At 44.6% G+C, this 12,514-nt stretch carries 9 protein-coding genes and 2 pseudogenes; 10 read left to right on the forward strand and 1 reads right to left on the reverse strand.

From position 1 onward, the window contains the following. The first annotated feature begins 68 nt into the window (after nucleotides 1-68). From lspA to Len3610_RS04480, 3 genes are read left to right on the forward strand one after another with little or no spacing between them, the layout of a single operon-like run. The gene (gene lspA, locus Len3610_RS04470) at nucleotides 69-563 is read left to right on the forward strand and encodes a signal peptidase II (RefSeq protein WP_176446896.1); all 495 of its coding nucleotides are present in this window, start codon (nucleotides 69-71) and stop codon (nucleotides 561-563) included. Next, nucleotides 532-1,434: an RluA family pseudouridine synthase gene (locus Len3610_RS04475; protein ID WP_176446897.1), complete on the forward strand. Its 903-nt coding sequence runs from the start codon at nucleotides 532-534 to the stop codon at nucleotides 1,432-1,434. Before lspA ends, Len3610_RS04475 begins: the two co-directional genes overlap by 32 nt. Before the next feature lie 32 nt (nucleotides 1,435-1,466). Then, on the forward strand, nucleotides 1,467-2,048 hold the full coding sequence (locus tag Len3610_RS04480) for a DUF4256 domain-containing protein (RefSeq protein WP_176446898.1): 582 nt from the start codon (nucleotides 1,467-1,469) through the stop codon (nucleotides 2,046-2,048). Between the two features lie 173 nt (nucleotides 2,049-2,221). Here the strand turns inward: Len3610_RS04480 and Len3610_RS04485 are convergent. Continuing rightward, nucleotides 2,222-2,718, reverse strand: a pseudogene (locus tag Len3610_RS04485) (Uma2 family endonuclease). A 314-nt stretch (nucleotides 2,719-3,032) separates the two neighbouring features. Here Len3610_RS04485 and pyrR point away from each other — a divergent pair. The 7 genes and pseudogenes from pyrR to Len3610_RS04520 all read left to right on the forward strand — a co-directional run bounded on the left by pyrR (nucleotide 3,033) and on the right by Len3610_RS04520 (nucleotide 12,475). Further along, nucleotides 3,033-3,575, forward strand: coding sequence for a bifunctional pyr operon transcriptional regulator/uracil phosphoribosyltransferase PyrR (gene pyrR / locus Len3610_RS04490; RefSeq protein ID WP_176446899.1), 543 nt, complete (start codon nucleotides 3,033-3,035; stop codon nucleotides 3,573-3,575). 643 nt (nucleotides 3,576-4,218) lie between these two features. Beyond that, nucleotides 4,219-5,607, forward strand: a complete 1,389-nt coding sequence (locus tag Len3610_RS04495; protein ID WP_176446900.1) for a solute carrier family 23 protein — start codon at nucleotides 4,219-4,221, stop codon at nucleotides 5,605-5,607. Between the two features lie 33 nt (nucleotides 5,608-5,640). Beyond that, nucleotides 5,641-6,564, forward strand: coding sequence for an aspartate carbamoyltransferase catalytic subunit (locus tag Len3610_RS04500; RefSeq protein WP_176446901.1), 924 nt, complete (start codon nucleotides 5,641-5,643; stop codon nucleotides 6,562-6,564). Then, nucleotides 6,524-7,810 carry a dihydroorotase gene (locus Len3610_RS04505; RefSeq protein WP_176446902.1) on the forward strand — a complete coding sequence of 429 codons (1,287 nt, stop codon included), beginning with the start codon at nucleotides 6,524-6,526 and terminating at the stop codon, nucleotides 7,808-7,810. Before Len3610_RS04500 ends, Len3610_RS04505 begins: the two co-directional genes overlap by 41 nt. Nucleotides 7,811-7,870: 60 nt before the next feature. Beyond that, on the forward strand, nucleotides 7,871-8,965 hold the full coding sequence (locus Len3610_RS04510; RefSeq protein ID WP_176446903.1) for a carbamoyl phosphate synthase small subunit: 1,095 nt from the start codon (nucleotides 7,871-7,873) through the stop codon (nucleotides 8,963-8,965). Then, nucleotides 8,958-12,159 (forward strand): annotated as a pseudogene (carB, locus tag Len3610_RS21680) (carbamoyl-phosphate synthase large subunit). Before Len3610_RS04510 ends, carB begins: the two are co-directional and overlap by 8 nt. Before the next feature lie 49 nt (nucleotides 12,160-12,208). Next, the gene (locus Len3610_RS04520) at nucleotides 12,209-12,475 is read left to right on the forward strand and encodes a ferredoxin reductase domain-containing protein (RefSeq protein ID WP_176446904.1); all 267 of its coding nucleotides are present in this window, start codon (nucleotides 12,209-12,211) and stop codon (nucleotides 12,473-12,475) included. Nucleotides 12,476-12,514: the final 39 nt, after the last annotated feature.

A 12,514-nucleotide genomic window follows, 5' to 3' on the forward strand; every position in this document is an offset into this window, starting at 1 on the left:
GAGACGTGCTTTATCCTGATATAATAATACACTTTAAGGTAAGGGATAGATTAAACGGAGGAAATGGAATGGTTTTATATTACATATTGGCACTGATTATTATTGCGATTGATCAGCTGACCAAATGGATCGTTGTCAGAACGATGGAACTTGGTGAGCAGATTACCATTATCGGGAATTTTTTCTACTTAACATCACATCGTAATAGTGGGGCGGCCTGGGGAATCCTGCAGGGACAAATGGGCTTTTTCTACGTCGTCACAGTTATCGTCGTTATCGGCCTTATTTATTATATGCAAAAATATGCCAGGGAGAGCAAGCTGCTGGCGGTCGCCTTAAGTCTTATTCTTGGCGGCGCAATCGGGAATTTTATTGACCGGCTTTTCCGGAAAGAAGTGGTCGATTTTTTTGACTTCATTATTTTCGGTTATGATTATCCGATATTTAATATAGCGGATTCAGCTTTAGTGGTCGGTGTTATTTTAGTGATTATTGTAACCATCATTGATGAAAGAAAGGAAAAGCAAAAAAATGACGCAACAACACACAGTAACGGAACCTGAACAAAACATAAGAATTGATAAATTGCTGGCAGGCATGATCGCTGATGCGTCACGTTCAGAGATTCAAACATGGATAGCAGATGGTCATGTTTACGTCAATAAACGACAAATAAAGGCAAACTATAAATGTCAGACCGGGGATACAATTGAATGGAGAGAACCTGAGCCGGAACGTTTAACGATCGAACCGGAGAACATTCCGTTGGCGGTCGTTTATGAGGATTCCGATCTGCTTGTGGTCAACAAGCCAAAGGGAATGGTTGTCCACCCGTCTGCAGGTCATCAAAGCGGGACTCTTGTTAATGCGCTGCTTCACCATTGTGATCGCTTGTCCAGTGTCAATGGCGAGGAACGGCCGGGTATCGTTCACCGACTTGATAAAGATACAAGTGGTCTATTGATTGTTGCCAAAAATGACGCGGCACATAACCATATTGCTGAACAGCTGTCTGCAAAAGCTATTGACCGTCGCTATGAAGTGATTGTTCATGGTGTGATTGAGCACGAAACAGGGCTGATTGACGCTCCGATTGGCAGGGATCCGAATGACCGTAAAAAGATGGATGTTGTAGACAATGGAAAACCAGCCATTACACATTTTCGTGTCATGAACTGTTACAGAGATTTCACCCATGTTGAATGTCAGCTTGAAACAGGCCGTACACATCAGATTCGTGTTCATATGAAATATATTGGTTTTCCGATTGCCGGTGATCCTAAATACGGTCAGCGGAAGACACTTGATATCGGTGGTCAGGCACTGCATGCAAAATCGCTTTCATTCAGGCACCCGACAACAAATGAAGAGCAGCATTTTGAAGTGGAAGCACCGGCTTATTTTCAGAAACTGCTGGCTCAATTTGAAGGTTAATGGAAATGGCGTATAAATAAGGGGAAACGAACATGAAGGAGGGAAATAAAATTAGCGGTAAAAAAGAGTTATCACTGGACCAACGCGAAGAATTACTCAGAGAATTGGAAACTCGTTTTGAGAAAAACATGCATCGTCATGAAGGATTTGAATGGGCTGATGTCCAAGCAAAACTGGATGACCATACTGAAAAACTGTGGTCGCTCAATGAGATGGAAAGAACTGGTGGAGAGCCGGATGTCGTTGATTATGATAAACAGCAGGATCAATACATTTTTTATGACTGCTCAGCGGAAACGCCAAAAGGTCGCAGAAGTGTTTGTTACGATCGTGCGGGGTTGGAGTCAAGAAAAAAACATAAACCGGACAATAACGCTATTGATATGGCAGCTGACATGGGAATTGAACTTATAACAGAAGAACAATATCGAACATTACAGACACTTGGAAAATTTGATATGAAAACGTCGAGTTGGGTGAAGACCCCATCTGATATTAGAGAACTCGGTGGTGCCCTGTTTTGTGACTACCGCTATGGTCATGTTTTCATGTATCACAACGGTGCGTCCTCTTACTATGGTGCCAGAGGGTTCCGTGGTTTGCTGAGGGTCTAAATCTCAAATTAGTTAAACAGATGGGAAGGTGGAGATTATAAAAAAATAATTTCCACCAAATTTAACACTGAAATTGGCAGTTTTAAATTTTTTGTTGAAACAAAAAGCTGATCGATTTAATCGACCAGTTTCTTAAATTTCCCCTCAGGATTCGCTGGTAAGTCCGATAGACATTAAATCGACTCGGAAACCATCAAGTATTTTAGTGACACATTACCTTTACTGATTTGCACATCATGCTGCTCATACATATTTTCATCATTGAGGGAATACACCGTAATTGCATTCAGCATCGGATGACTATCCAATACTCCTTGACGCCATAATTCATATAAAGATTTAACTTTGTAATAAGATCATGTGATTGATTGGAAGGACTTAAGATTTCAACGATCAGGCTGGGGACGCCAACATATCTGGCATCTGTAAATCCACTTTTATCACATATAATGCTAATATCCGGAATGATAATTTTCGACCCTTCCATATTTTCTTTTTTTAATTCGATGTCATAAGGCGCAGGGAATAATTCACAGGACTTTCCTTCAAGAAAATTTCCAAACTTAATTTGCAACTTGCTGGATATGCGCTGATGTTTCGTCGATGGAGATGGCGACATATAAACGAATCCATCAATATATTCCAGCAGTGCATCAGAGCTTTCACGAATTTAAAAGTAATCATCTATCGATATGGAATCATTACGATATGGACGCATTTCATCAGCCCCTTTTGCTTAAATCGTTAATGTTATTTTAACATGAGTTGCAGCGTTAAGGATGGGTTTTTTGTTGCAATGTTAAAAAAAGCATTGACAGGCAGCAGGAAGTCTGTCAGAATAAGTTCAAATGAATATGAACCTTTAACATAGTCCAGTGAGGCTAAAAAGGTACCTGAATATTTTGTTTACGTGAATTAAGTATGTTCAAATCCCTTTTTGCCTTATTGGTGAAAAGGGATTTTTCAGTTTCGGGAGGTGATACGTTGAAGAAAAAAACGGTTCTTTTGGATCAGGCAGCAATGGGAAGAGCGTTAACACGGATTGCCCATGAAATCGTTGAGAAAAATAAAGGCGGTGACAACCTGGTACTGGTTGGGATCAAAACGAGAGGTGTACCGCTGACAAAACGGATCCAGGAAAAGATCAGACAGATTGAAGGTGTAGAGGTGCCGACGGGTGAATTGGATATCACCTTGTACCGGGATGATTTGGAAACGGTAACCTCCACAGATGACCCTGAATTAAAAGAGACCAAAATTGATAGTGATTTGAAGCACAAAAAAGTCATTTTGATCGATGATGTTCTTTATACCGGAAGGACGGTCAGAGCAGCAATGGATGCGGTTATGGACATTGAACGACCGTCACAGATTCAGCTAGGGGTCCTGGTTGACAGAGGCCATCGCGAATTGCCGATAAGGGCGGATTATGTCGGTAAAAATATCCCGACGTCCGAAGAGGAAATCATCGTTGTTCAACTCGAGGAAGTGGATGAGCAGGAAGAAGTGAGTATTTACGAAAAATAAATCGATTGACCTTTAATTAGATCCAGAGAGATTTAAAAGGTCGCTTCAGGAAACGTGTGTCATAACAGGACACGTGTACCTCTTTGCGGCCTTTCGCAAAGAGGTTTTTTTGTGGGGTTGTCTTTTTGATCCATTTCGTAAATTTTGTTGCTCTTAAAACTTCGGGAGTTGAGATAAACTGCGACACACTGAAAAATATATGAGTGCTGTGATACCGCTACGGAAATACGCTCCGCTTTCCGCGGGTGACCCGTGAGCCTCCTCGCTCGTTCCTCGCTGTGGGGTCTCACTTTGGCCACTTTTCCCGCAGGAGTCTCCGCGTATTTCCTCCGCTCGCGTAGTGCTTTATAGTATCGCAATACATTTGTTTATTGCTGCTTGAAGGAAATATTAGAGCGTATAAATCCTTGCTAGCAGCCCGTACACACGAAGACTCCTGGGGGAGCAGAGGCATCGGTGAGACTCCGGAGCGCGTCTGCGCGAGTAGGCTCACCAGCCGCCCCCGGAAAGCGAAGTGTGTACGGGCTGCGGGGCACAAAACAGAAAACTATGTCGAAAAGCAATTATGTCGTAGTTTATGGGTTCTGTGTCAATATACAATAACAATCTATTAGAAAAAAAGAACGAATGGGAGGAAATCGATATGAGTAAACAGGAAATGGTAATGGACGTACAGGAAATGCCAAAACTGCAAAAATGGGTTGTGCTGAGTTTGCAGCATTTATTCGCCATGTTTGGGTCGACTATTCTGGTTCCGTTCCTGACAGGATTATCACCTGCAGTAGCATTGATATCCAGTGGTCTCGGAACGTTGGCTTATTTACTGATCACCAAAGGAAAAATCCCGGCGTACCTGGGCTCCAGTTTTGCATTTATTGCACCGATTATTGGCGCCAGCGCTGCCAATGGTCCTGCCGGGGCAATGATCGGAACATTTTTGGCAGGGGTTGTTTACGGGATTGTTGCCTTGTTCATCCGACTGTCAGGCCTAAACTGGCTAATGCGGATTTTGTCGCCGATTGTTGTTGGCCCTGTCATTATTGTCATCGGTCTTGGTCTTGCTTCAACGGCGATTGATATGTCCATGTATGTACCTGGTCTGGATGAAAATGTATACAGCGGCACACACTTCAGTGTTGCGTTGTTCACACTGGCTGTAACCATCGTAGCATCAATCTTCTTCAGAGGGTTTTTTGGACTGATTCCCATTTTAATTGGCATTGTTTCCGGATATACATTCGCGCTTTTCCAGGGTGTTGTTGATACGTCAGACGTCAAAACGGAATGGTCGGAAATTGTTTCAGCCAATTCGATCGGTGAGTTCTTTACAGCCATTTTTAAAGCACCCGACTTTATTGTGCCATTTGTGCATTATGCGCCTTTCGAAATAATCAGTGGTGAAATTGCCCTCCTGATGGTGCCGGTAGCACTTGTAACGATTGCTGAACACATCGGTGATCAGATGGTGCTTTCAAAAGTTGTTGGACGAAACTTCATTAAACAGCCCGGTCTGCATCGGTCCATTTTGGGGGATGGTTTAGCAACCATGATTGCCTCTTTCCTTGGCGGGCCGCCGAATACAACCTACGGTGAAAATATTGGCGTCTTGTCGATTACCAGGGTATTCAGTGTTTTTGTCGTAGGGGGTGCGGCTGTCTTCGCAATTTGCTTTGGGTTTGTCGGGATTATAACAGCAACGATCAATTCCATTCCATCAGCTGTTATGGGGGGTGTCTCGATTCTATTGTTCGGGATTATTGCCTCAAATGGGCTCCGTATGCTGATTGATAACCAGGTGGATTTAAGCGATAAACGGAATCTTGTGATTGCTTCAGTCATACTTGTGATTGGTGTTGGCGGGGCATTTATCCAGCTATCTGATAATCTGCAAATCGCCGGAATGGCACTGTCAGCCATTATTGGTGTATTACTGAATCTGGCATTGCCCGGTAAAGAAAGCGGCTATGGCAATGGTGCAATGTTTGATGACAGTGACGTTCAGAAAAACAAGAATCGGGATAATGCCGCCTAGTCTGATAACTTAGATGGGAAAGGATGATGAGCAATGCGTCATTTCATTTCAACACGTGAGCTTTCGGCTGCTTCAATTTTTAACATTTTGAATACAGCTGAAGAAATGCGTGAAAACCCTGACTTATTTTCAGGGAACTATTTTGCAGCTAACTTATTCTTTGAACCTAGTACACGAACAAAAATGAGTTTTCTTATGGCAGAAAAGAAACTGGGCATGGAAGTCCTGGATTTTCAAATGGAAAGTTCCAGTATGGCTAAAGGCGAGTCTCTTTATGATACGGCTCGGACATATGAAGCTATCGGAGCAGACCTGTTGATTGTTCGTCATAAGCATGATCGTTGGTTTGATGAGTTAGCACAGAAACTATCAGTCCCGATGATCAATGCCGGGTCCGGTAAACGTGACCATCCGACGCAGTCGATGCTTGATCTTCTGACAATCTATCAAGAATTTGGATCTTTCAATAACCTGAATATCGTTATAGCAGGGGATATAAAGCATAGCCGGGTGGCTCGGTCCAATGCTTATGCACTTAGGACGATGGGTGCTAATGTCTATTTTTCTGCAGCACCGGGGTTTGAAGATGACTCATTAGGAATTCCATACATGTCGATTGATGAGGCATGTGAGATGTGTGATGTCCTCATGCTGCTGCGCGTCCAGCATGAACGGCATGCAACAACCTCACATGATACGTCTTCATATCTGGTTAACTATGGTCTCACGCCAGAGCGTGAACAGCGAATGCAGGACCATGCTATTATTTTGCATCCGGCACCTGTCAATCGCGGTGTTGAAATTGATACCGGATTGGTGGAGTGTGAACGTTCCAGGATTTTTAAGCAAATGGAAAACGGTGTTTATACACGAATGGCCATTATATCAATCTTGTTAAATGAATGGGGGTTCGATCATGAGCATATTACTGAAAAATGCCAGACACTTAAAGTCTGACCAGAAAAAAGAGAATTGTGATATTTTAATCGAAAACGGCAAGATAAAGGATATTGCAGGAAGTATCAATGTTGAGGCTGATGACGTCATAGATTGCCGGAATAATTTTGTTTTTCCCGGTTTCCTTGATGTCCATGTTCATTTGCGTGAACCTGGCGGGGAGCATAAGGAAACCATTGCAACCGGGACAAAAGCAGCTGCACGCGGTGGTTTTACAACAGTTTGTGCAATGCCAAACACAAATCCTGTGCCTGATAATACGGCAACCCTTCAAACATTGCTGGAAAAAATCGAACAGGATGCCTCTGTCCGTGTGCTCCCATACGCATCCATCACGAAAAATTTAAAAGGTGAGGAGCTGACGGACATAACAGAACTTGCCGGCTCCGGCGCATTTGCTTTCACCGATGATGGTGTTGGTGTGCAGACAGCTGATGCGATGCTCCGTGCGATGCAAGAGGCGGCTGCCAATGGAAAGCCGGTTGTTGCGCACTGCGAAGATAATTCACTTATATATGGTGGTGTTGTTCACAACGGGGAGATAAGCGAGCGTCTTGGTCTGCCGGGTATTTCCTCACTGAGTGAATCGGTGCAAATTGCCCGGGATGTGCTGTTGGCTGAAGCAGCCGGCTGTCATTATCATGTCTGCCATGTGAGCACAAAGGAATCGGTACGGGTCATTCGTGATGCCAAACGTGCGGGTATCCATGTGACCGCTGAAGTGACTCCGCACCATCTGTTATTGAACGAAGGTGCGATTCAGGACAATGATGCCAATTTAAAAATGAATCCACCATTGCGCAGCACTGAAGATCAGGAAGCATTATTGGAAGGCTTAATGGATGGCACCATTGATTTGATTGCAACTGATCACGCGCCACATGCAGAATCGGAAAAAGCAAATGGATTCTTAAATGCACCATTCGGAATTGCCGGTCTGGAAACGGCCTTTCCGCTTCTTTACACATATCTGGTGCGAACGAAAAAAATAACGCTGAATCAATTAATCAGCTGGCTGACTGTGAAACCGGCTGCTGTTTTTCAACTGCCATATGGCATGCTGCAGGAAGGTGCAATAGCGGATTTGACAATCGTGGATTTGAATAAAAGCGTCAACTTTAATAAGCAAAACTTTTATTCAATGGGCAAAAACACACCGTTTCATGGCTGGGAGGTACAGGGGATTCCACTGGCTACCATTGCAGAAGGAAAAATCGTATACAGGAGCAGTCAGGAAGCGAATTGAATATATATTAATTAATGTGTATAATTATACAAATAACAAAGGTCAAGGAGGCGTCATCATATGGTTAAACGCCAGCTTATTCTTGAAGATAGTTCCATTTTTACCGGTGAAGGGTTTGGCGCTGACATCAGCACAACAGGTGAGGTTGTTTTCAATACCGGTATGACCGGCTATCAGGAGGTTATAACAGATCCGTCCTACTGCGGGCAGATGGTTGTTATGACCTACCCCCTCATCGGAAACTATGGGATTAACCGGGATGATTTTGAAACGGTAACACCATTTATCCATGGGTTGATTGTTAAGGAATTAAGTGAATTCCCGTCAAACTTTCGCAGTGATGAAACATTGCACGATTACCTGAAAGCAAATGGCATTCCCGGACTTTCAGGGATTGATACACGCAAGCTGACGAAAATCATCCGTAAACATGGAACCATGAAGGCGATGATGGCTGATGCGGATCAGCCGGCGGAGGAGCTCATTGCAAACCTGAAAAATCAGCCGGACCAAACGGATCAGGTTAAACAAACGTCAACCATTAAACCCTATGTCGTACCTGGAAGGGGCAAACGGATTGTGTTAGTTGACTTTGGCATGAAACATGGTATCCTGCGCGAATTAACGAAACGGGATTGTCATGTGACGGTTGTTCCATATAATTACAGTGCTGAAAATATTTTACGCTTAAAGCCGGATGGCATTATGCTGACGAACGGTCCGGGTAATCCGAAAAGCGTACCTGAATCGATTGAGATGGTTCAAACGGTGCTTGGAAAAATTCCGCTGTTTGGCATTTGTCTCGGACATCAGCTCTTGGCACTTGCCTGTGGTGCGAACACGGAGAAAATAGCATTCGGACACCGCGGTGCCAATCAGCCGGTTAAGGATACGGAGAAAAATAAAACGTTTATGACGTCACAAAACCACAGCTATGCAGTCACTCATGATTCATTGACCGGGACAGACCTGGACTTGATCCAGTTTTCCCTGAATGATAATTCGGTGGAAGGTATCAGACACAAAACATATCCGGCCTTTTCGGTTCAATACCATCCGGAAAGCTCACCAGGACCGGAGGACACACCACAATTATTTGACGAATTCCTGCAAATGATTTCAGAATCCAGACAAAAGGAGAATATTTATGCCTAAAAATACCAGCATTAATAAAGTTCTCGTTATCGGATCAGGGCCGATTGTCATCGGACAGGCTGCTGAATTTGATTATTCCGGATCACAGGCATGTCAGGCACTGAAAGAAGAAGGTTATACAGTTGTCCTGGCCAACTCCAATCCAGCGACGATTATGACTGATGAGACTATAGCAGACCAAATTTATATGGAGCCATTAACCGTTGACTTTCTGACTAAAATTATCCGGAAAGAAACGCCCGACGCAATCCTTCCGACACTCGGCGGACAAACGGCCCTCAATCTGGCCGTGGAATTGGAAAAGACAGGTATTCTTGGTGAACATGATGTCGAGTTGCTGGGAACCCCGCTCAATGCCATTGAGCAGGCGGAAGACCGGGAAAAATTCCGTGCTTTATTGGAAGAGCTTAATGAACCTTCCCCGGACAGCCAGATCGTCCATTCAGTAGAAGAGGCGTGTGATTTTGCAAGTAATATCGGCTATCCGGTTATCGTACGTCCCGCCTATACACTGGGTGGTACCGGCGGCGGTATGTGTTATGATGAATCAGAACTGAAAGAGATCACCCGCAACGGATTGGCGTTATCGCCTGTTCAGCAATGTTTAATCGAAAAGAATATCGCCGGGTTCAAGGAAATCGAATATGAAGTGATGCGTGATAAGCATGACCAGGCGATTGTGGTCTGCAATATGGAAAATGTTGATCCGGTAGGCATTCATACCGGTGATTCGATTGTTGTTGCGCCATCTCAGACACTAAGTGACAGGGAATATCAGCTGTTAAGAAACGCATCACTGAAGATTATACGGGCACTGGATATCGAGGGCGGGTGCAATGTACAACTGGCACTTGATCCTGACAGTTTTTCCTACTATGTGATTGAAGTGAATCCGCGGGTGAGCAGGTCTTCCGCACTTGCCTCCAAAGCAACCGGCTATCCGATTGCCAAAATGGCTGCTAAAATAGCAGCAGGTTTAACGCTGGACGAGATTGTCAATCCCATTACAGGAACAACGTACGCCTGCTTTGAACCTGCCCTGGATTACGTGGTTACAAAAATCCCGCGCTTTCCATTTGATAAATTCGTGAGTGGCAATAGACATCTCGGTACACAAATGAAAGCAACCGGCGAGGTAATGGCAATCGGCCGCAATTTCGAGGAATCATTGTTAAAAGGTATCCGGTCGCTTGATATTGGCACGGAAGAATTGTGGCTTCCGGATGTGGCACAAGTCTCTGCCCGGGAGCTGAAAAAACGTCTGCATAAAGCGGATGATGAGCGGCTGTTCGTCCTGGCCGAAGTTTTCCGGCGCGGATTAACGGTTGACGAGGTATGGGAGCTGACGAAAATAGACCGATTCTTTTTAGTCAAAATTGAACAGCTGATTGCACTGGAAACAAAATTAACTGAAAACGGCTTTCTGCCCGAAGGATTAGAAGAAGCAAAGCTTTCAGGGCTCTCAGATACGCATATGGCGCGGATCTGGGATACAACTGTTGATGACATCTATGAATTACGCATGAAACATAGTATCGCACCCGTCTATAAAATGGTTGACACATGTGCGGCGGAATTTGAATCTGAAACGCCTTATTTTTACAGCAGCTATGAAGATGAAAATGAGTCTCTGAAATCTGACCGGAAGAAAATACTTGTTCTGGGATCAGGGCCAATCCGGATTGGTCAGGGAATTGAGTTTGACTATGCGACCGTCCATTCTGTATTGGCAATCAAAGAGATGGGCTATGAAGCGATTATTATGAATAATAATCCCGAAACGGTCTCAACTGATTTCAGTATTTCAGATAAGCTTTATTTTGAACCGCTCACGCTGGAAGATGTCATGCATGTAATTAATCTTGAGGCGCCTGAAGGGGTGATTGTGCAGTTTGGCGGCCAGACAGCCATCAATCTGGCAGATGGGCTTGAGCGCCGCGTGTGAAAGTATTGGGGAGGATCTGGATGCATTAGAAAAAGCAGAAGACCGGGGACCTGTTCGAACAGCTTCTGAACCCGGATTTGGGACTTACTTCGCCCGCCCCAAGAAAAACTGTTTCCGAAACTTGATCAGGCCGGAGGAGGCGGCGCATAATATCGGCTATCCTTTCTGGTAAGACCTTCATATGTTATTGGCGGCAGCCTATGGGAAATCGTTTATGATGATGTGAGCTTTACCACTATTTGGCCTAAATCCAAATGGAGCGATGATGCACACCCCCATCCTGATTGATAAGTATTTAACCGGGCATTCGAAGTCGAAATTGATGCCATCAGTGATGGCGAAACGGTCATCGTACCGGGGAATTATGGAGCATATTGAACGGCAGGTGTTGTTCATTGGTGATTCCATAGCTGTCTACCCCCACAGCGCCCCAGTGATGCTGTAAAGCAGAAATGTTGGATGCCGACGAAAAAATAACCCGTGAATTACGTGTAAAAGGACTGATCAACATTCAGTTCATCATAAAGGAATGATGACGTATGTGCTCGAAAGTCAACCGCCGGTGCGAGCAGAAACGATTCCGTTCCTGAGTAAAAAATAACCGGTGTCACGATGGGCTAATCTGGCAACCCGGTGCATTTAGGGGAGACTTTAGAAGAAATGGCTACAATTCCGAATTTTGCCTGAAAACGACAAGGTCCTCAGTCTCAAGGTGCCTGTCCTTTTTCCCTTGAAAAACTGCGCAGTGTTGACACCCATACTCGGACCTGAAATGAAATCGACAGGTGAGGCAAATCGCCTACGGACAAAAAACGCTGGAAAAAGCGCTGGTATAAAGGTTTGATTTCTGCCGGCTATCCGTCCCTCAGGAAGGTGCGATACTTTTTGGACCGTAGCGGGATAAGGATAAGGCTGAAAAACACTTGAAATAGCTGAAGCGTTTCCATCAGCTTGGCTTTCAAGCTCTATGCGGACTGAAGGAACAGCGGATTATATGAAAAAGGCCGAGATCCCGGTTACACACAGGTAGGCAGATCGGGTCTTCGGAGCGTAATGTCTTGTCTGTTATCGAAAATGGGGATGTTCAGATTGTGGTGAATACCCTGACATCAGGTAAAAGCCGCGTTCTGGAGGATTTATGATCCGGCGTGAGTCAGTGGAGCACGGCATTGCATGTTTGACAAACCTTGATACGGCGGGCCATACTGAATGTAATTTGATCGACAAATTCAGTCCAACAGATGAATGAATAACCGGGGGGTTCCATATGAAAGCGTGTCGAGATGACGGTAAAGTCAGTGAGCGAAATAGCACTGGATACATTTGAAATGACGCTGGAGAATGCTTTTGCTGCAAAAACGGCTGTACCGGGTCAGTTTCTGCATTTACTCGTGGATGGTCATACCCTGAGAAGACCAATTTCCATAGCGGATATCGACCGGAATAATGGAATGGTTACGATTTTATTTAAACAGATCGGCGATGGAACAAAGCGATTAGCTTCCTTTCAGCCAGGCATGAAAGTGAAGTGCCATCGGTCCGGCGGGGAATGGATTCGCATATGATGCATCCATTGGACCACAGCATTGGCTGGTCGGTGGCGG

This window comes from Lentibacillus sp. CBA3610 (assembly GCF_013373365.1).
In the GTDB taxonomy this organism is placed as follows: Bacteria; Bacillota; Bacilli; order Bacillales; family Amphibacillaceae; genus Lentibacillus.

What these genes read in the sequence shown, in the direction of transcription:
- lspA (WP_176446896.1), top strand. Translation starts at nt 69, where the DNA reads ATGGTTTTATATTACATATTGGCACTGATTATTATTGCGATTGATCAG.
- Len3610_RS04475 (WP_176446897.1), top strand. Translation starts at nt 532, where the DNA reads ATGACGCAACAACACACAGTAACGGAACCTGAACAAAACATAAGAATT.
- Len3610_RS04480 (WP_176446898.1), top strand. Translation starts at nt 1,467, where the DNA reads ATGAAGGAGGGAAATAAAATTAGCGGTAAAAAAGAGTTATCACTGGAC.
- Len3610_RS04495 (WP_176446900.1), top strand. Translation starts at nt 4,219, where the DNA reads ATGAGTAAACAGGAAATGGTAATGGACGTACAGGAAATGCCAAAACTG.
- Len3610_RS04500 (WP_176446901.1), top strand. Translation starts at nt 5,641, where the DNA reads ATGCGTCATTTCATTTCAACACGTGAGCTTTCGGCTGCTTCAATTTTT.
- Len3610_RS04505 (WP_176446902.1), top strand. Translation starts at nt 6,524, where the DNA reads ATGAGCATATTACTGAAAAATGCCAGACACTTAAAGTCTGACCAGAAA.
- Len3610_RS04510 (WP_176446903.1), top strand. Translation starts at nt 7,871, where the DNA reads ATGGTTAAACGCCAGCTTATTCTTGAAGATAGTTCCATTTTTACCGGT.